The organism is Jatrophihabitans sp. GAS493, assembly GCF_900230215.1.
Taxonomy (GTDB): domain Bacteria; phylum Actinomycetota; class Actinomycetes; order Mycobacteriales; family Jatrophihabitantaceae; genus MT45.
Genome location: NZ_LT907982.1, coordinates 4,814,040 through 4,831,342, shown reverse-complemented (window position 1 = coordinate 4,831,342; position 17,303 = coordinate 4,814,040). Strand labels below are relative to the sequence as shown.

Sequence of the window (17,303 nt, the reverse complement as noted above, 5' to 3'; positions counted from 1 at the left end):
ATAGCGACTAGGTGCATGGCTACTAGGTGAACAGGCTGGCGCTCGGCACCAGCCGGGCCACCGCAAAGTCAGTAGCCGTCCGCCGCGGGCCCGAGATGTAGAACGCCCCGGCGGCGAGCTGAATGCTCGCCCCGGGGCTTGTTCTGCAAGAGCAAACGCCCTCCCCCCTCGAAGGGCGTCCGCTACTTAGTTTGTTCAACGATCCGAACCCCGAACGGTTACGCCGGGTTTCCAAACCCATCCAACCGGTGCACGGAGCGTGATCGCCTCATCACAGCACCCATTTCGCCGCGCAGAGCGGCTGGATGCAGACGAGAGCGCGGGCGGCCGATGAAATACTTGAGCCGGTTGGCGCTGGGCCAAAGAACCGTACAGAAGATGAGGGTTGGATGACCGAGAAGACCTCCGCTGAGCCGGCGAGCGCCGGCTCCGCTCGGCAACGTCACCTGTCGGTGCTGGGCCTGCTGGCCCTGATCGTCGTCTACCTGCTCATCGTCCAGGGCCTTGGCCGCCTCGTGGAGAAGAAGGGCAGCGCCGGATACGCCCAGTTCACCACCAACGCCGAGGTGGTGCGCAACCTGATCGTGCCGGTCGGGATCTCGCTGATCTTCGTCTACGCGGTGGTCGCCGTGCTCGGCTGGTGGCGCCCCGTCTTCGTCGATGACCGGCCGGTCCGACGCTGGGTCTGGGTGCTCCCAGCGGTGATGGTGGTGTCGATCCTGGCGGTGATCAACTACGGCGGCCTAGCCGACAAGGGACTCTCCTTCACGCTGCTGCTGCTGATCGGCACGATGTGCGTCGGCTTCGCCGAGGAGGGATTGTTCCGGGGTATCAGCGTCACGACCTTCCGGCGCAATGGTTTCAGCGAAGCCCGAGTCGCCCTCTGGTCGTGCATCATCTTCGGCCTGGTGCACGCCTCGAACATCTTCTCCGAAGGTCCGAAGGCACTCGCGCAGGTCGCCATCACCGCCGTGGCCGGCTACTTCTTCTACTTGACCCGCCGGGTGTCAGGTGGACTGGTGGTCGGCGCGATCCTGCACGGACTCTGGGACTTCTCGCTGGTCTCGGGCTCGGTGGTTGCGGGGCACACCTATGCCGGTGCGGCCGTGGCGATTCTGGCTGACGTCGTCATGCTGGTCATCGTCCTGCTCCGCCGCCACCACATCGAACCGGCCGCGACCCCGACCTGACCCGCGGCGCCTACTCGGTGGGTGGGTAGCTCACCGTGCGGCGCGTGACCGACTTCCTCGGTTCCGCGCCGTTCTTCGCGGCGGCGGTCGGGCCACCGGACGCTGGCGGGCTGACGCCGTCGGCCGCCTCGGTGGCGCGGGCCGTCTGGATCGTGTCCAGTTCGGCGGTCGCCGGGCGTCGCCGACGTAGCTGAGCCCAGGGGCGCCCGGTGCTGCTGACGGTCGCCGATACCTCGGCGCCGGGCAGGGCGACGGCCTGCGCGGCGGCTCGCGCGATCGGCTTGGGGCGCTGGGTCGTGAAGGTCGAGGCCGACCGGGCCCGGGTGCGCAGGCCGAGGGCGTCCAGGGTGGAGGGGAGGATCGCGTTCGCGGCTTCGCGATAGCCCCGCTCGGACGGGTGGAAGCGGTCGGCGCCGAACATCGCGATATCGGCGGCGAAGAGCGGTCCCAGTAGGTCGCCGAGGGAGACTGTGCGACCGCCGGCGGCCACCGTGGCGATCGTCTGGGCGGCGGCGAGGTTGCGGGAGAGGCGGCGGGCGAAGTAGCGCAGCGGCTGGGCCAGCGGTCGGATGGTGCCGAGGTCCGGGCAGGTCCCCACCACCACCGCGGTGCCCCGCGACACCAATTCGGTGACGGTCTCGCCGAGGAAGCGCACCGAGTCGGGGGCGCTGATGCGGTGGGTCACATCGTTGGCGCCGATCATGATGATGGCCAGGTCCAGGTGGCGGGGCAGCTGACCGAGCTGGTGCGGCAGTGCGCTTGATTCCGCCCCGACCACGGCGACGTTGGTGAGATGCACGGGACGCCGGGCCACGGTCGATATTCCGATGGCCAGCAACACCCCCGGAGTGTCGCGCTCGCGGGCGACCCCGTAGCCGGCGGCCGTGGAGTCACCCATCATGGCCACGTTGATCGGTGGGCGCCGGATGCTCACCCCCTCGGCGGCCCAGAGATGCGTGGTGTACGCGCCCTCGTCCACCTGGGCCTCGGGAATCCGGCGCCGGGCGAGTTCGGTCTCGCCCTTGATGAGGCCGTAGAAGGCGGCCGCGCCGGCCAGGCCCACAGCACCCAGGCCGGTACCGCCGTAAGCGGCGGTGGTGGCGATCCGGCGCGCTCGGGAAGCTCTGCTCATGGCGGCGCAGCTCCTCTCGGCGAGGCGTGGGCCTCGCGTACTCGTCCCCACCGATTGTCGCTGGTGAGGGTGCAGGTCGTCGATTCGAGATTAGCCTTCGTTACATGGGTTACTACGAATCGCTACTCGATCTCATCGGCAACACCCCACTCGTCAAGCTGCACCGGGTGGTCGATGGGGCGGCTCCGCTGGTGCTGGCCAAGATCGAGTATCTGAATCCCGGCGGGTCGGTGAAGGACCGGATCGCGGTGCGCATGGTCGACGCCGCCGAGGCCTCGGGTGCGCTGCAACCGGGCGGCACGATCGTCGAGCCCACCTCCGGCAACACCGGCATCGGTCTGGCGCTGGTCGCCCAGCAGCGCGGGTACCACTGCATCTTCGTCTGCCCGGACAAGGTGAGCGCAGACAAGATCAACACGCTACGGGCCTACGGGGCTGAGGTCGTGGTCTGCCCGACCGCGGTGGCGCCGGAGGACCCACGCTCCTACTACGAGGTCTCCGACCGGCTGGCCCGCGAGACCCCCGGCGGCTGGAAGCCCGACCAGTACGCGAACCCGGCGAACCCGCAGTCGCACTACGAGACGACCGGCCCCGAGCTCTGGGAGCAGACGGAGGGGCGGATCACCCACTTCATCGCCGGAGTGGGCACCGGCGGCACGATCAGCGGAGCTGGGCGGTACCTGAAGGAGCGCTCCGACGGGCGGGTCCAGATCATCGGCGCGGACCCGGAGGGATCGGTCTACTCCGGCGGAACCGGCCGGCCGTATCTGGTCGAGGGCGTCGGGGAGGACTTCTGGCCGGCCACCTTCGACCGTGACATCTGCGATGAGGTGATCGCGGTCTCCGACGCCGACTCCTTCGCCATGACCCGACGCCTGGCCCGGGAGGAGGGGCTGCTCGTCGGCGGCTCCTGCGGTATGGCGGCGGTGGCCGCGGTGCGGGTCGCCGAGCGGCTCGGGCCCGACGATGTGGTGGTGGTGCTGCTGCCCGACGGCGGCCGCGGCTACCTGTCGAAGATCTTCTCGGACAAGTGGATGGCCGACTACGGGTTCATGCACACGGCCGGGGAGACCACCGTCGGTGACGTGCTGCTGGCCAAATCCGGCCAGACACCCTCGCTGGTGCATGCCCACCCGAACGAGTCCGTCCGCGAGGCGATCGACATCCTGCGTGAGTACGGGGTCTCGCAGATGCCGGTGGTGCGGGCCGAGCCGCCGGTGACGGCCGGTGAGGTGGTCGGATCGGTGGCCGAGAAGGCGCTGCTGGACGCGCTCTTCGCCGGCACCGCGTCGCTGGCCGATCCGGTGGAGCCGCACATGTCGCCGCCGCTGCCCATCATCGGCTCCGGCGAGCCGGTCTCGGTGGCGATCGCGGAACTGGAGGTGGCCGACGCGCTACTCGTGCACTTCGACGGGAAGCCGGCCGGCGTGCTGACGAGACAGGATCTGCTGGGGCATCTGGCGACCTCCCGCTGACCTAACCCGCTGCGATGACACCCGGGGCGCTCGCCTTGGCCAGGGCTTCGACCAGACTCACCCCGGCACCGAAGGACCGGTTGTGCTGGGTCAGCACGCTCAGCAGCACCTTCTGGCCGTCCACGGTGATGATGCCGTTGCTGTTCGTCAGCCAGAGCCCGCCGTCGTTGTCCACGTTCAGCCAGCCGTTCTTGTTGACGAAGCTGCTGCCCTTGTCGGCGGCCGCTCCGACGCCCCAGCGCTGGTCCTTCTCGACGTCGCTCATCAGCCCGAGCGCGTAGGACTTCTCCTTCGCGCTGAGCACCGACGAGGCGCCGGTCAGCTGCTTGAGCAGCAGGATCTGGTCGGCCGCCGAGGTCGTCGACAGGCCCCACTGTCCGGAGCCGTCGAGGTCGGTGCTGGTCAGGCCGAACCGCTTGTTCGCGGCGTTCATAGTGGCGTTCCCGCCGATCGAGCGGAAGAGTGAGTCGGCGGCGCCATTGTCGCTGTTCTCGATCATCGGCACGGCGTTGCTGCGCTGGTAGGAGCTGAGGCCGTCCTCATCCGCGAGACCGGAGAGCAGGATGTCGAGCTTGACGATGCTCCCCTCCACCATGCCGCTGGTCGACCCGTAGCGGAAGCTGGCGCCGGTGCTGAGGTTGAGGGCGGCCACCGAGACGTCGATGCCCGGATGTTTGGCCATCACTGCCTTGACCGACTGGCCGGCGTTGAGCTTCGCGGCCTGGGTCAGGGCCTGCAGATTGGGTGTCGGGGCGGGGGTCGGCGTCGGCACAGCGGTGGGCTTCGGAGTGGGGCGGGCCGCAGCCGAGGGGCTCACCGCCAGCTTCGTCGACGTGGACGCGTTCTGCTGCGACTTACCGTTCTCGAAGCTCCGAAGTCGGGTTCCGACCAGCGCCACCAGCGCCACCACGACAATCGCGGTGATCACGACGGGGGCCGAGGTGACCCAGCCCCGCGAGAGCCGGCTGCCACCGGCGGCACTGCGCGAACCGGCGGAACTGGCCGCCGCGTCCGCCTCACGGCGTGGCGCAGCGTGCCGGGCACCCGGTTTACGCGGCGGCGAAGATTCGGCCATATCCTCTCGACAATGCTGGAAGAATCTGTGGACAGTCCTTTGACCACACCACATTCAGCTGTGGAGCTCAAATTTCTGGGTGCCCTGAGTAACGTGAACCACATGCCTGAGATCGCCGGATTCAACACACGCGCCATCCACGCCGGGCAGGAACCGGACTCGCTCACCGGCGCCGTGGCCGTCCCGATTTATCAGACCTCGACCTATAAGCAGGACGGTGTCGGTGGGTTACGGGGTGGCTATGAGTACAGCCGAAGCGCGAATCCGACCCGCACCGCGCTGGAGACGGCGCTGGCCGCGGCCGAGGGCGGCGCCCGTGGGCTGGCCTTTGCCTCCGGATTGGCGGCCGAGGACACGCTGTTGCGTACGGTGTGCCAACCCGGGGACCACATCCTGCTCCCGGACGACGCCTATGGCGGCACATTCCGACTGGTCGCCTCCGTCTTCGCCCGCTGGGGCGTGGAGTACACCCCGGTGTCGCTCGGTGATCTGGACGCGGTCCGGGCGGCGGTGCGCCCCACGACTCGGGTCATCTGGTGTGAGACCCCGACCAACCCGCTGCTCGGCATAGCCGACATCGCCGGCTTGGCCGACGTCGCTCGGGCGAATGAATTGCTGCTGGCCGTCGACAACACCTTCGCCTCGCCCTATCTGCAGCAGCCACTGGCGCTCGGGGCGGACGTGGTGGTGCATTCGACGACGAAGTACCTCGGTGGGCACAGCGATGTCGTCGGCGGCGCGCTGGTGGCGGCCGACGCCGAGCTGGGGGAGCGACTGGCGTTTCACCAGAATGCGATGGGCTCGGTGGCCGGGCCGTTCGACTCCTGGCTGGTGCTGCGCGGCCTGAAGACGCTCGGCGTCCGGATGGATCGTCACTGTGCCAACGCAGCCGCCGTCGTCGATTTCCTGGCCGCCCACGACGCGGTGTCGGCCGTGCACTACCCGGGGCTGGACACGCATCCCGGGCATGCGGTCGCGGCCGCTCAGATGCGGGACTTCGGCGGGATGATCTCGTTCCGGCTCAACGGAACGTCGTCGCAATCCGGGGAGGACCTGGCATTGGCCGTCTGTGCCGGGGTCGAGATCTTCACGCTGGGCGAGTCGCTGGGCGGGGTGGAGTCACTCATCGAGCACCCGGCCCGGATGACTCATGCCTCGGTGGCCAACTCGCCACTGGCCGTGCCGGCCGACCTGGTGCGGTTGTCGGTGGGGATAGAAGACGTCGACGATCTCATCGCCGATCTGGATCAGGCGCTGGCTCAGGCGCTCGAGCGCGGGGCCCACTCCTCGGCCAGCACCGCGTAGATCAGCTCGTCGCTCCACTCACCCTTGAACCACTCGTTCTCGACCAGGTGACCCTCGAGGCGCATGCCCAGACGTGCGGCCAAGGCGGCTGAGGGCTTGTTGCGGGCGTCGATGTGGGCGCTGACCCGGTGCAGGTCGAACTCGCTGAACCCCCAGCTCAGCACGGCGCGGCAGGCTTCGGCCGCGTAGCCGCGTCCCTGTGCGCTCGGGTCGAAGATGTAGCCGATCTCGCCGTGTCGATGCTCGGCGCTGGGGAGCATGAGCACGACCTGACCGATTAGGTCGCTGACTTCGTCGCCAGCGCCAGCGCCAGCGCTGTCGCCAGCGCCGTCACCGTCGCCGCTAGCCGGGGCCTCGACGACGGCGAAGTTGGTGAAGTCGCCGTCATTGACCAGGGACTGGCCGGTCATGTACTTGGCGATCGCCTCGCGTACCTCCTCGCGGCTGCGGGCCGGCCACGGGATATAGCGGGTGACGTCCTCGCGGGAGTGGAAGCGCATCGCGGCCTCCTCGTCCGCCTCCCGGAACGGACGCAGGATGAGGCGTTCGGTGCGCAGCGTGGGCATTCCGGTCATGGCTTCAAACCTACCGGCGGGGTCGGACAGAATCGGTTCAGCTGAACCGATTGGCGACGCGAAAGTCCTGCAGTATGCGTACCTGGGCCCGCACGCTGCAGGACGTTCTACTTCGCCGGCCCCGGTCCATGACTGGCCTTCCCGGAGTTGGTCGCGTCAGTCGGGCTGTAACCCGCTTCGTTGAGCACCTGGGTCGCCAGGTCTGGGCTGACCCGAAGGCCGACGCCGTCGGTGAAGGTGCCACAGACGGTGTCGGCCTCGACCACCTTCGTTCCGGCTCCGGTGCTGGCGATCAACAGCAACTTCGGTCCGGCCATGGCTGGGCAGGCGAACTGCTCGGCCGGTATCGGCGCATTGTTCAGCGTTGCGGCCAGCTGCGCGGACTGGGTGCGATCGAAGAGCGTGTGTCCAACCGGCACGCTAGGTGCGGTGGGGTCATAGGTGCAGAGCAGAATCGACGCTGCGTCTGAGCTGATGAGCGGCGTCGACCAGCCGGCTGTGTCGCCGGGGATCGTCACGTTGGGCAGCGTGGTCGGACAGTTCGAGTCGGCGGGGACGTGGTACGGCACGCCGCCGGCTGAGGTCGGCCCGCTTGAGGCTGACCCGCTTGAGGCCACGCCGGTAGCGCTGGAAGTAACCGCGGGAGCGGTTCCGGCGGCCGCTGGGGCTGTGACGTCGTTCGTCGAGCCTGAGCGCTTCACCGCGACCCCGACGCCGGCGATGGCCAGCACCATCAGCACCGCGCCGGTCGCCCCGGCCAGGTTTCGCCGCCGGGTTCGCCGGGCCGCCACCGCCTGCTCGATGATCGGACCGGCATCTGGCGCGGACGGCTCGTCGGCGCGCAGCGCGGCGCGCAGTTGCTCTTCGCTGGGACTCATCTGTCGCTCACCTTCCTTCTCCGATCGTCGCCGTCACGCGCAGCTGGGTCAGCGCCCGCGCGCAGGCGCTCTTCACCGTGCCGACGGGCATCTTCAGGATCTCGGCCGTCTCGCGTTCGGAGAGATCGCAGTAGTAGCGCAGCACCACGACGGCCCGCTCGCGTGGGCTCAACCCCGTCAGCAGTTGCCGTATCTCGTCCTTGGCAACCGTGCTCTGGGAGGCGTCGTCGACGCTGTGCAGGTCGGGCAGTTCAACGGTGGGGCGCTCGCCCCACCAACGCCGCCGGGTCGAGTCGATGTGCGTGCTCACCAGGGACTTGCGGGCGTAGGCCAGCGGCGCGCTCACCTGGTCCCACTTGAGGTACAGCTTGATCAGCACGTTCTGGGCCAGATCCTCGCCGCCGTGGTGGCTGCCGGTGAGCAGCCGCGCGGTCTGGGTCAGCTGAGAGCCGTGCAGTTGGACGAAGGCGCGGAAGGCCTCCTCGTCTGGCATTCGTCCATCCTCCTGCTGCTCGTCTCTCCTGACACTCTCTTAGACGAGGCGGGGTGGCGATTTGGTTCGCGCCACCCGGTAGACGCTCAGCCGGCGCGACGGCGGCCGCGGTCGCGGGAGCGCAGGTAGTCGGTGACGACGTACTCGCCCAGCGCTCCGCGGGCCGGGAGGAGCACCCGGCCGCCGTTGCGCCGCCCCAGTTCCTGCATGAAGTCGATGAGACGGGGCTCGTCGTCGAGCATGAAGACGTTGATGGTGGCCCCGCGCCGGGTGCAGCGCTCCACCTCGGCGAAGGTGGCGGCCAGGGTCTGCGGCGAGGGCGGCCAGTCGAAGTCGGCGAAGCCGTCGGCGGCCAGGTGCGCGGTCGGCTCGCCGTCGGTGATCACCAGGATGATCGGGTCGGAGGTCTTGTGCTTGTCCAGATGCCGGCGGGCCAGCATGAGGGCGTGCTGCAGGTTGGTGCCCTGCACCCGCTGGAAATCATGGTCGACCAGCTGCCGCGGGGTCATCACGCGGGCGTAGTCGCTGAACCCGATGATCTCGATGGCGTCCTGCGGGTACTTGGTGGTGACGAGCGAGTGCAGGGCCAGCGCGGTGGTCTTCGCCTCACCCCACGTTCCGCGAAGCTCCATCGACCAGGACATGTCGACGAGCAGCGCGATCGCCGACGACGAACGACGCTCGGTCTCCACCACCTCGAAATCCTCCGGCGCCAGCTCGATGCGCCGACCGGCACCGCGATCGATCCGGCCACTGCGCAGCACCGAGTTCCGCACCGTCCGCACCACGTCCAGCGGCTGCTCGTCCCCGAACTGCCACTGCCGGCTCGCGCCGGTCACCTCTCCGGCCGCGCCGGCGTTGCGCACGTCATGGCCACCGCGTCCCACCGACTCCAGGTCGGCGAACACCCGGCGCAGCGCGGTCGCCCCGAGGCGGCGCAGGGCGCGCGGGCTCAACTGCAGCCCCTCGCCCCCACGCTCCAGGTAACCCTGCTTCTGCAGTTCGCGCTCGATGCGGCGCAGGTTCTCCAGATCCTCGACGGCCGGCCGGCCGAGGGCCCGCTCGATGAGCTCGTCGTCGATGTCGTCCAGGCTCGCCCCAGGGTAGTCCTGCCCGGCCAGCGCTGCGAGTTCGTCCAGATCCGCCAGCTCGGCCAGGGCCTGGGTCGCGTCGGAGAAGCCCATCCCCGGCCCCTCACCGCCGTTGTTCGGCTCCCGACCACCCCACTGCAGGTCGGGACGGGCGGCGCGAAGCGAATCCTGCAGGCGTCCCATCTGCTCGGAGAGCCCGGCATCGGCCATGGCCTGCTGCATGAGCCCGGCCAGTTCGGCCTGCTGCTCGGGGCTCAGCGAGTTCATCAGCCGCTGGGCCGCCGCGGAGCGTCGGGCCAGCGAGTCGACCAGCTCGGCCAGGTTCGTCGGATTATCCGGGAAATACTGGCCGTACTGGTTCATGAACTCGTCGAACTGCTCCTGGGTGTGCTCGCCCCGGGCGTCGGCGTCGAGCATGTCGTTCAGCGCTCGCATCATCTCGGCGATCGCGGCGAAGTCCTGCGCGTCGGCACCGGCCAGTGCATCCCGCATGCCGGCGAACTGCGCGTCCAGCACCTCGCTACGCAGTAGCTCCTGGATCTCGTCGTACTTCGCCTTGGCCTGTGGATCGCGCCACTGGTACTCGCTCAGCTGCCGAACCGCTCGCGAGGTGTCGCTCGGCAACGCGTCCAGCTCCGCCTCGGCCATCCGGGCCGAGTCGGCCGGGTCGGGGAAGAGGGCCTGACGCTCGGCCTCCAGAGCCTGGTCGAGCAGCTCACGAACCTGCTGCAGCGTCCCGTCCAGACGGTTGTCCCGGCGCAGGGCCCGGGCCCGCTCGCGCGCCTTGCGGCGCAGCGCGTCCAGTCCGGAGCGGCCGTCCAGCCCTCGGCGCAGCAGGCTACGCAGGGCGTCGCGAGGTGACCCGCCGGCCAGCACGTCCTCGCCCAGCTCGTCCAGCGCCCGGCGCACGTCGAAGGGGGAGTCCAGTGGATCCGGACCGCCGTGCCAGGCGCCGTAGCGAGCGGTCATGCGCCGTAGACCGTCCGTCCGCCGGAGCTGTCTTTCGCCAGTCTTTTATTGAGGTATAGCCCTTCGAGAGCGAACTCGACGGCGGCGGCGGCGACCCCGACCGCGGCCGGCCCCTCGCCCAATCCGTCCGGCTCCAGACGCTCCAGCAAGTCGCTCAACCCGGGGACGGCACCGATCTGGCGGAGGAGCTCCTCGGCCGATACGGTGTCGCCGGTCTCGATGACCAGGCCGTCGTCGAACTTCTGCTGCAGTGGCCGCAGGTCCAGTCCGGCCAGCCGGGCGCGATAGGTCGCCGCGGTGGCCAGCCGGAGCAGGTGCTCCAGCACCTCGAACTCGCGCCCCTCGTCGGCGTCGTCGAACTCCACCTTGCCGCGGGAGGCCGGGACGACGGCGGGGAGATCGGCCACCCGGGCCACGGCGACCGCCTCACCGTTGATCGCGGCCCGGCGCACGGCGCTGGCGGCCACCGTCTCGACGGCGGCGATGGCGAAGCGAGCCGAGACTCCGGAGCGCTGGTCGACCTGGGGTGCGTCGCGCACCGTCCGGGCGAATCGTCCGACAATCTCGAGGAGATGTCCGGGGACGACCGGTGCCGCGAGCGCGTCGCCGCCCGCCTCGTCGCCCCAGAGCACCGCGGCCTCCTGGGCCATCAGGCGCAGTTCGTCGGCCAGTTCGAGCGGGTAGTGGGTGCGTACCTCAGCGCCGAAGCGGTCCTTCAGCGGAGTGATGATGCGTCCGCGATTGGTGTAGTCCTCGGGGTTGGCGCTGGCGACCATGAGCAGGTCCAACGGCAGGCGGAGCTGGTAGCCGCGGATCTGAATGTCCCGTTCTTCCAGCACATTCAGCAGTGCGACCTGGATTCGCTCGGCCAGGTCGGGGAGCTCATTGACGGCGAAGATACCGCGATTCGTGCGCGGAACCAGGCCATAGTGCACGGTCTCCGGGTCACCCAGGGTGCGCCCCTCGGCCACCTTGATCGGGTCGATGTCGCCGATGAGATCACCGACGGAAGTGTCCGGAGTGGCCAGCTTCTCGCCGATTCGTTCGCTGCGGTGCCGCCAGCTGATGGGTAGCGAATCACCGAACTCCTGCACGCGAATCAGCGATCCAGAGGTGATCGGATGGTAGGGATGCTCGTTGAGTTCGGAGCCGGCGATCACCGGAGTCCATTCGTCGAGTAGCCCGACCAGAGTGCGGATGAGACGCGTCTTGCCCTGGCCGCGCTCGCCGAGCAGCACGATGTCGTGGCCGGCGAGCAGGGCCCGCTCGATCTCGGGGAGCACGGTGTCGTCGAAACCGACGATGCCGGGGACGGAGGGCTGCCCCGTCGCCAGGCGGTTGATCAGATTCTGTCGGATCTCGGCCTTCACGCTGCGATGCACATGGCCGCTGGCCCGGAGGTCGCCGAGGGTGGAGATCGTCGGGGCTTCGTTGACGCCGTCGACTGGGAGGTCACTGCCGAAGTCAGGTGAGGTCACCCCTTCGACGCTACGGCGCAAATTCCGCGCGTGCCAGCACCCGCTGTTCGCTCCGAGATGAATCGCCGCTCCGCCCCTGGGTTGGTGAGCGTCTGCGAAATCCGAGTTGGTCGGGCCGCTCCGATCGGTGGGGCAGAATCGATGAGCGGACCGTCGCCTCGTGCGCAAGCACGGTGGACAGGCAACGGCCCGCTCGAACGAACTCGTGGTCGACCCCCCCGGGTCGAGCTCGTGCAAGTCGGCGATTGACCCCCGGGCCGATCGCTTCCTCAGGCCAGACGCGCAGCCCCCGCTGCCGTCCCGCCGAACCATCCAGCTAGTGGATCGTTCCTCGAGTAGAGTAATAATCAAGTAAAACGTCTGTCAAGTTGAACGTTGAACGAGTTAATTAGGAACATGCCCACGATGGAGACCCCCGATATGCCCGACCGTGCTCCGATCGATGCCGCGGTCGCCGCCCTGCGAGAGCTGATTCTGGCCGCTGAGAGCTATCGACAGGTGGTCGCCGCCAAGCTGGCGTTGACGGTGAGCGAGACCCAAGCCGTCTCCTACCTCTTCGCCCGGGGCCGGATGGGGCAGGGTGAACTGGGCGCCGCAATGGGCTTCAACACCAGCTCCACCACCGCCCTCGTCGATCGACTGGAGCGCAATTCCATCGCCGAGCGCGTGGCCGATCCGAATGATCGGCGGCGCAGCATCATTCAGCTCACCCCGGACGGCAACATGGCGGTTGCCGCCGCGCGGGAATGGTTCCTGCACGCCTTCGATCAGATCCCGTCAGGCGATCTGGCTGAGGTCGCCGACGTTCTGCTGGTGCTGGCCGGCGGCCTGCGCGCTCGCACCGAGAGCATTCCCGGCGAGCCGGAGCTGGTTGAGCGTGCCGCGCCACGTCGTCGACGCTGAGCCCGCAGCCGCCTGACCGCTGAACATGTCGACACTGGCCGCCTGAATCGAAAACGCGGGTGCAGGTTGTCGGTGGCTGACGATAGGTTCGTTGCATGTCTGATGCGGTCATAGCCGAGGGCCTGGTCAAACACTTCGGCCGCACAGTTGCCCTGGACGGGCTCGATCTTGCCGTCCCCGAGGGCACCGTCCTCGGTCTGCTCGGGCCGAATGGCGCTGGGAAGACCACTGCGGTGCGCGTGCTGGCCACGCTGCTGCGCCCGGACGCGGGACGGGCGGTGGTGCGCGGCATCGACGTCACCACCCATCCCGAACAGGTGCGACGAATCATCGGGGTAACCGGGCAGTTCGCCGCGATCGATGATTACCTCACCGGGCGGGAGAACCTGATCCTCTTCGGCCGCCTCTTCCATCTCGGCCGAGCCCGATCCGCCGCCCGGGCCGATGAGCTGCTCGAGCGCTTCGACCTCACCGACGCCGCCTCGCGAATCGCCAAGACCTACTCCGGCGGTATGCGGCGCCGGCTGGATATCGCCGCCTCCCTCATCTCGCAGCCCCAGGTTCTCTTCCTGGATGAGCCCACCACCGGCCTCGACCCGCGCAGCCGCCTCGGTATGTGGACGGTGATCGAAGACCTCGTGCGGGAAGGCACCACGATGCTGCTGACCACGCAGTATCTGGAGGAGGCCGACGCGCTCGCGTCATCGATCGCGGTGATCGATGCCGGCAAGGTGATCGCTCGTGGCACCTCCGACGAGTTGAAGTCGCAGGTCGGCGGGGCCCGGCTCGAACTGGCGATCGCCGCCGTCGGTACCTCAGCCGTCGACTCCGCAGCCGTCGACTCCGCAGCCGCCAACTCCGCAGCCGCCAACCCCACAGCCGCCAACTCCTCGGCGCTGGATACGGCCGCGGCGATCATGCGCGGCGTCGGCGACGGGGCCGACCCCTCGGTGGATGCCGAGAGCCGTCGTCTCTCGGTTCCGATCACCGGGGGTGCCAGCGTGCTGGCCGAGGTGGTTCGTCAACTGGACGCGGTCGGCATCGTGATCGAGGATCTCGCGCTGCGGCGGCCGACGCTCGATGACGTCTTCCTCTCGCTCACCGGGCACGCCGCCACCGACGAAACCGGGGCCGACGCCCCGACCGCGGGTGCCCAACCGAAGCAGCCAGTGAAGGGACGCCACTCATGACCGCCCTCAGCGCGCCGCACAACACCTTCGTCGCTCGGCGGGGTTCGGTGATCACCGACTCCCTGACGATGACCTGGCGGCTGCTGCGCACCGCCCTGCGCATTCCTGATCTGCTGGTCTTCTCAACCATTCAACCGGTCATGTTCGTGCTGCTCTTCCGCTACGTCTTCGGTGGTGCGATCGACACCGGCGGCATCCCCTACGTGCAGTTCCTGATGCCGGGAATCTTCGTACAGACGCTTGCCTTCAACGGTGCCGCGACCGGTATCGGCGTCGCCGACGACATGGCAAAGGGGATCGTCGACCGGTTCCGAACCCTGCCGATCTCGCCGGCCGCGATGTTCATCGGGCGGGCAATCGCCGACACGATCCGTTCCGCCTTCGTACTGCTGATCATGGTCGCAGTCGGCATGGCCACCGGATACCGCTTCCACAGCACCGTCGGCGACGTGGTCGCCGGCGTCGCACTGATGCTCTTCTTCAGTTTCTGCTTCAGCTGGATCGGGATCTACATCGGCTTGATCGTGAAGTCTGTCGAGGCGGCCTCCTCCGGTGGCTTCCTCTGGCTCTTCCCGCTCACCTTCGCCAGTTCCGCCTTCGTCCCGGTTAGCTCAATGCCCAGCTGGTTGCAGACCTTCGCCGAGCACAACCCGATCACCCTGGTGATCGACGCCGTCCGAGGATGGTTCGACCACAACGTGCAGGCCGCGCTGAACCTGGACGTCACCGCGAGTGCGCTTCAGTCGCTCTGCTGGCTGGTCGGCGTGCTGGTGGTCTTCGTCCCGCTCTGCGTGCACCGTTTCCGCAAGCTCTCGGCCTGAGCAGGCTCATCGGGCCCGGGAAGGCACATCGCCGGCTAGTTCCAGCGGCATTCAGCCGGCGAAGGGCTCGACCTTCAGCAACTTCACCTTGAGCGTCTTGCCGTTGGGGGTCTCGTAGCTCACCGTCGCTCCGGCGCCGGCGCCGGTGAGCGCCTGGCCCAGCGGCGACGCCGCCGAGTAGACCTGCAGATCGGTCGTCTCGGCCTCTTCACGGGATCCGATCAGAAACTTCTCAGGCTCGTCGTCGCCGTCGAACTGCACGGTGACCACGGTGCCCGGTCCGGCTTTGCCATTGGTGCTGGGGGCCTCGCCCACCTTCGCACTGCGCAGCAGTTGCTGGAGCTGCATGATGCGCCCCTCCTGCTTGCCCTGCTCCTCGCGCGCAGCGTGGTAGCCGCCGTTCTCCTTGAGGTCGCCCTCTTCACGTCGGTCGTTGATCTCCTGCGCCATCGCCGGACGGTTCGCAACCAGCTCGTCAAGCTCACGCGAAAGACGATCGAAGGCGTCTTGCGTGAGCCAGGTGACTTGCGTATCGGGCGTGCTGGACATGGATTCTCCTAGAGCAAATGAAACTCTGAACCTAACACCGTGGACGATGATTACACCAAATCGAACGTTCAACGAGGCCCGCAAGCGCCGTGATTCGGGGTGTGTGGCTTAGCAGGCCGCCGGGTCAGTAACAATAGAAGGCGTGCCTGCAACCGGAATGTCTGAATCTGACCCCACTCGATCCGGGTCGGCCCGATTCGGGTCTGCTCGATCCGGGTCGACCCCGCTCTCCCAGGAGGGCGAGCCGCTGCGCCTGATGGCCGTGCACGCCCACCCCGATGACGAGTCGAGCAAGGGTGCGGCCACCATGGCCCGCTACGTCGATGAGGGCGTTGAGGTGCTGGTCGTCACGTGCACCGGCGGCGAGCGGGGGAGCATCCTCAACCCGGCGCTGCAGGGGCGGGCGGATATCGAGGCGAATATCGCCGAGATCCGCAAGGGCGAGATGGATCGAGCCCGAGCGATCCTGGGCGTTGAGCAGTCCTGGCTGGGTTTCGTCGATTCGGGCCTGCCGGAGGGCGACCCGCTGCCACCGTTGCCCGAGGGGTGCTTCGGCCTGATGGACGTCGACACTGCTGCTGAGGCTCTGGTGGCCCAGATCCGCGCCTTCCGACCGCAGGTGATCACGACCTACGACGAGAACGGCGGATACCCGCACCCCGACCACATCATGTGCCACAACATCTCCATGCGCGCCTTCGCCGCCGCTGGCGATCCGGACGCCTACCCCGACGCCGGACAGCCGTGGCAGCCGTCAAAGCTCTACTACGACGTCGGCTTCAGCATGGAGCGGATGCAGGCACTGCACGACGCCATGACCTCGAAGGGGCTCGAGTCGCCGTTCGAAGAGATTCGCTCGCGCTGGAGCGAACGATCGGAGAAGCGCCGGGTTCCGAACATCACCACCCGGATCGCTTGTGGCGACTGGTTCGAACGGCGTGATGCGGCGCTGCTGGCCCACGCAACCCAGGTCGACCCCAACGGTTGGTTCTTCAAGGCGCCGCTGGACATCCAGCGCAGCGCTTGGGGCACCGAAGACTTCGAGTTGGCTCAGGCGCTGGTGGCGACGTCATTGCCGGAGGACGATCTCTTTGCCGGCGTGCGTGCGCCGGCGGCCGACGGTACCGATGTGCCGGCGTCGTCGAACGGTCACAGCGCGGACGAGATGTCGAGTCGATGATGATTGCCGCCGAGCCGGCCACCGCGCTGCTTCAGCAGGCCACCGCTCATCTCTTCGCCTACCACCCGGTGCTGGCTGACGCTGTCGTGTCGGCGGCCAGCGCGGCGCCGACCGGTTCCACCGACAACAGCGGTGACGGCGAGGACCACAAGGCCGGGCCCTGGGGTTTGGGCATCGTCCTGATCCTCTGCATCGCTTGCTACTTCCTCTTCCGCTCGATGTCGCGTCACCTGCGCACCGTGCGAGAGGAGTTCCCGGGCGATCCGGCTGACGGGCCCGTTCCGCAGACCCTCCCGATTCGGCCGGATGCCCCTTCGGCGCCGACCGCTGCTACTACAGCCGTGCCCCAGGCGTCTCCGGCTGCTGGTGCTTCGGCCGAGGCTCGCGGTCCGGTCACGCCCTCCGGATCGGGCTGAGCGCTTCAACCGACATGAACTGGCGGTCTACTGCCTCGGTTCGCGGCTAGATCGACGTCGAAACCACCCCGGACGCCAGCGCGGTCCGGCGAGGTCGGAGTGCTCGGACCTAGCGCTGACCAACTGCGCCGCCGCGGCGGCTGCGACTGCCCGCTGCGCGGCGGCGGCGTCCCGGCGTCGTCGCCAATCGGCGACGAACTCGTCGATGTCGAGCGTCATCACCCGCAGCGGCGGGCCCTCCTGAGGTCGTCGATGCGCCTGCAGGATACGGAGATTCAAGTCCTCCAGATGCGCACGCACGTCCCGTTCGCCGTGCTGTCGCTGCATCAGCGCCGGGAGGTCTTCAACCTCCTTGGCCAGGGCCAACGACGGCGGTAGGACGGCCGCCACCGGCAGATTCTCCTTGCGAAGCTTGGCGGCGATCCAGGACATGTCGTCGCCGCCGAGCTCAAGCGGTGGCAGCGGCTTACCCTCGCCGGGCAGATCATCGAAGTCACCGCGGCGCTGGGCCCGGATGATCTGCCCTTCGACCCAGTTGCCGACTGAGACGTTCTTCGGCTTCCGCTCGGTCATCGGCCGACCA

The 17,303-nt window shown here is 68.3% G+C and carries 17 protein-coding genes; 8 read left to right on the top strand and 9 right to left on the bottom strand.

What is annotated here, in order from left to right; translation table 11 throughout:
* Positions 1-389: 389 nt before the first annotated feature.
* Positions 390-1,190 carry a CPBP family intramembrane glutamic endopeptidase gene (locus tag CPH63_RS21740; protein WP_096304812.1) on the top strand — a complete coding sequence of 267 codons (801 nt, stop codon included), beginning with the start codon at positions 390-392 and terminating at the stop codon, positions 1,188-1,190.
* Between the two features lie 10 nt (positions 1,191-1,200).
* Here CPH63_RS21740 and CPH63_RS21735 read toward each other — a convergent pair whose 3' ends face one another.
* On the bottom strand, positions 1,201-2,322 hold the full coding sequence (locus tag CPH63_RS21735; protein ID WP_096304811.1) for an SGNH/GDSL hydrolase family protein: 1,122 nt from the start codon (positions 2,320-2,322) through the stop codon (positions 1,201-1,203).
* A gap of 104 nt (positions 2,323-2,426) precedes the next feature.
* Here CPH63_RS21735 and CPH63_RS21730 point away from each other — a divergent pair, with 104 nt between their 5' ends.
* On the top strand, positions 2,427-3,797 hold the full coding sequence (locus CPH63_RS21730) for a cystathionine beta-synthase (protein ID WP_096304810.1): 1,371 nt from the start codon (positions 2,427-2,429) through the stop codon (positions 3,795-3,797).
* Between the two features lies 1 nt (position 3,798).
* Here CPH63_RS21730 and CPH63_RS21725 read toward each other — a convergent pair whose 3' ends face one another.
* The gene (locus CPH63_RS21725) at positions 3,799-4,872 is read right to left on the bottom strand and encodes a serine hydrolase (RefSeq protein ID WP_157749728.1); all 1,074 of its coding nucleotides are present in this window, start codon (positions 4,870-4,872) and stop codon (positions 3,799-3,801) included.
* 102 nt (positions 4,873-4,974) lie between these two features.
* Between CPH63_RS21725 and CPH63_RS21720 the strand changes: the two genes are divergently transcribed.
* Positions 4,975-6,177, top strand: coding sequence for a cystathionine gamma-synthase (locus CPH63_RS21720; protein WP_096305342.1), 1,203 nt, complete (start codon positions 4,975-4,977; stop codon positions 6,175-6,177).
* Here CPH63_RS21720 and CPH63_RS21715 read toward each other — a convergent pair.
* The 5 genes from CPH63_RS21715 to CPH63_RS21695 all read right to left on the bottom strand — a co-directional run bounded on the left by CPH63_RS21715 (position 6,132) and on the right by CPH63_RS21695 (position 11,661).
* Positions 6,132-6,752: a GNAT family N-acetyltransferase gene (locus CPH63_RS21715; protein ID WP_096304808.1), complete on the bottom strand. Its 621-nt coding sequence runs from the start codon at positions 6,750-6,752 to the stop codon at positions 6,132-6,134. The genes CPH63_RS21720 and CPH63_RS21715 overlap by 46 nt on opposite strands.
* 107 nt (positions 6,753-6,859) lie before the next feature.
* Entirely contained in the window at positions 6,860-7,630 is a 771-nt protein-coding gene (locus CPH63_RS21710; protein WP_096304807.1) for a hypothetical protein, read from the bottom strand.
* Between the two features lie 7 nt (positions 7,631-7,637).
* Positions 7,638-8,123 (bottom strand): SigE family RNA polymerase sigma factor, encoded by a 486-nt coding sequence (locus CPH63_RS21705; RefSeq protein ID WP_096304806.1) that lies wholly within the window; start codon positions 8,121-8,123, stop codon positions 7,638-7,640.
* A gap of 86 nt (positions 8,124-8,209) precedes the next feature.
* Positions 8,210-10,183 (bottom strand): VWA domain-containing protein, encoded by a 1,974-nt coding sequence (locus CPH63_RS21700; RefSeq protein ID WP_096304805.1) that lies wholly within the window; start codon positions 10,181-10,183, stop codon positions 8,210-8,212.
* A complete protein-coding gene (locus CPH63_RS21695; RefSeq protein ID WP_172892269.1) occupies positions 10,180-11,661 on the bottom strand; it encodes a magnesium chelatase in 1,482 nt (493 codons plus the stop codon). Before CPH63_RS21695 ends, CPH63_RS21700 begins: the two co-directional genes overlap by 4 nt.
* A gap of 405 nt (positions 11,662-12,066) precedes the next feature.
* Between CPH63_RS21695 and CPH63_RS21690 the strand changes: the two genes are divergently transcribed.
* From CPH63_RS21690 to CPH63_RS21680, 3 genes are all read left to right on the top strand, one after another.
* A complete protein-coding gene (locus CPH63_RS21690) occupies positions 12,067-12,564 on the top strand; it encodes a MarR family winged helix-turn-helix transcriptional regulator (protein WP_157749727.1) in 498 nt (165 codons plus the stop codon).
* A gap of 95 nt (positions 12,565-12,659) precedes the next feature.
* Complete coding sequence (locus tag CPH63_RS21685; protein ID WP_096304802.1) at positions 12,660-13,754, top strand: ATP-binding cassette domain-containing protein; 1,095 nt, start codon at positions 12,660-12,662, stop codon at positions 13,752-13,754.
* A complete protein-coding gene (locus CPH63_RS21680; RefSeq protein ID WP_197704489.1) occupies positions 13,751-14,575 on the top strand; it encodes an ABC transporter permease in 825 nt (274 codons plus the stop codon). Before CPH63_RS21685 ends, CPH63_RS21680 begins: the two co-directional genes overlap by 4 nt.
* A 51-nt stretch (positions 14,576-14,626) precedes the next feature.
* Here CPH63_RS21680 and greA read toward each other — a convergent pair whose 3' ends face one another.
* Entirely contained in the window at positions 14,627-15,124 is a 498-nt protein-coding gene (greA, locus tag CPH63_RS21675; RefSeq protein ID WP_096304801.1) for a transcription elongation factor GreA, read from the bottom strand.
* 256 nt (positions 15,125-15,380) lie between these two features.
* Here greA and mca point away from each other — a divergent pair, with 256 nt between their 5' ends.
* Together mca and CPH63_RS21665 are read left to right on the top strand one after the other, a co-directional pair.
* Positions 15,381-16,304: a mycothiol conjugate amidase Mca gene (mca, locus tag CPH63_RS21670; RefSeq protein ID WP_096304800.1), complete on the top strand. Its 924-nt coding sequence runs from the start codon at positions 15,381-15,383 to the stop codon at positions 16,302-16,304.
* Entirely contained in the window at positions 16,301-16,720 is a 420-nt protein-coding gene (locus tag CPH63_RS21665; RefSeq protein ID WP_096304799.1) for a hypothetical protein, read from the top strand. Before mca ends, CPH63_RS21665 begins: the two co-directional genes overlap by 4 nt.
* 27 nt (positions 16,721-16,747) lie before the next feature.
* Here the strand turns inward: CPH63_RS21665 and CPH63_RS21660 are convergent, their stop codons facing one another.
* Positions 16,748-17,293 (bottom strand): DUF1992 domain-containing protein, encoded by a 546-nt coding sequence (locus CPH63_RS21660; protein WP_096304798.1) that lies wholly within the window; start codon positions 17,291-17,293, stop codon positions 16,748-16,750.
* Between the last annotated feature and the right edge of the window lie 10 nt (positions 17,294-17,303).

Bases quoted from the DNA above. Each gene is read 5' to 3' on its own strand.
- mca (WP_096304800.1), top strand. From the start codon at position 15,381: ATGGCCGTGCACGCCCACCCCGATGACGAGTCGAGCAAGGGTGCGGCC.
- CPH63_RS21710 (WP_096304807.1), bottom strand. From the start codon at position 7,630: ATGAGTCCCAGCGAAGAGCAACTGCGCGCCGCGCTGCGCGCCGACGAG.
- CPH63_RS21690 (WP_157749727.1), top strand. From the start codon at position 12,067: ATGGAGACCCCCGATATGCCCGACCGTGCTCCGATCGATGCCGCGGTC.
- CPH63_RS21740 (WP_096304812.1), top strand. From the start codon at position 390: ATGACCGAGAAGACCTCCGCTGAGCCGGCGAGCGCCGGCTCCGCTCGG.
- CPH63_RS21700 (WP_096304805.1), bottom strand. From the start codon at position 10,183: ATGACCGCTCGCTACGGCGCCTGGCACGGCGGTCCGGATCCACTGGAC.
- CPH63_RS21720 (WP_096305342.1), top strand. From the start codon at position 4,975: ATGCCTGAGATCGCCGGATTCAACACACGCGCCATCCACGCCGGGCAG.
- CPH63_RS21660 (WP_096304798.1), bottom strand. From the start codon at position 17,293: ATGACCGAGCGGAAGCCGAAGAACGTCTCAGTCGGCAACTGGGTCGAA.
- CPH63_RS21665 (WP_096304799.1), top strand. From the start codon at position 16,301: ATGATGATTGCCGCCGAGCCGGCCACCGCGCTGCTTCAGCAGGCCACC.
- CPH63_RS21730 (WP_096304810.1), top strand. From the start codon at position 2,427: ATGGGTTACTACGAATCGCTACTCGATCTCATCGGCAACACCCCACTC.
- CPH63_RS21725 (WP_157749728.1), bottom strand. From the start codon at position 4,872: ATGGCCGAATCTTCGCCGCCGCGTAAACCGGGTGCCCGGCACGCTGCG.
- greA (WP_096304801.1), bottom strand. From the start codon at position 15,124: ATGTCCAGCACGCCCGATACGCAAGTCACCTGGCTCACGCAAGACGCC.
- CPH63_RS21715 (WP_096304808.1), bottom strand. From the start codon at position 6,752: ATGACCGGAATGCCCACGCTGCGCACCGAACGCCTCATCCTGCGTCCG.
- CPH63_RS21685 (WP_096304802.1), top strand. From the start codon at position 12,660: ATGTCTGATGCGGTCATAGCCGAGGGCCTGGTCAAACACTTCGGCCGC.
- CPH63_RS21735 (WP_096304811.1), bottom strand. From the start codon at position 2,322: ATGAGCAGAGCTTCCCGAGCGCGCCGGATCGCCACCACCGCCGCTTAC.
- CPH63_RS21680 (WP_197704489.1), top strand. From the start codon at position 13,751: ATGACCGCCCTCAGCGCGCCGCACAACACCTTCGTCGCTCGGCGGGGT.
- CPH63_RS21705 (WP_096304806.1), bottom strand. From the start codon at position 8,123: ATGCCAGACGAGGAGGCCTTCCGCGCCTTCGTCCAACTGCACGGCTCT.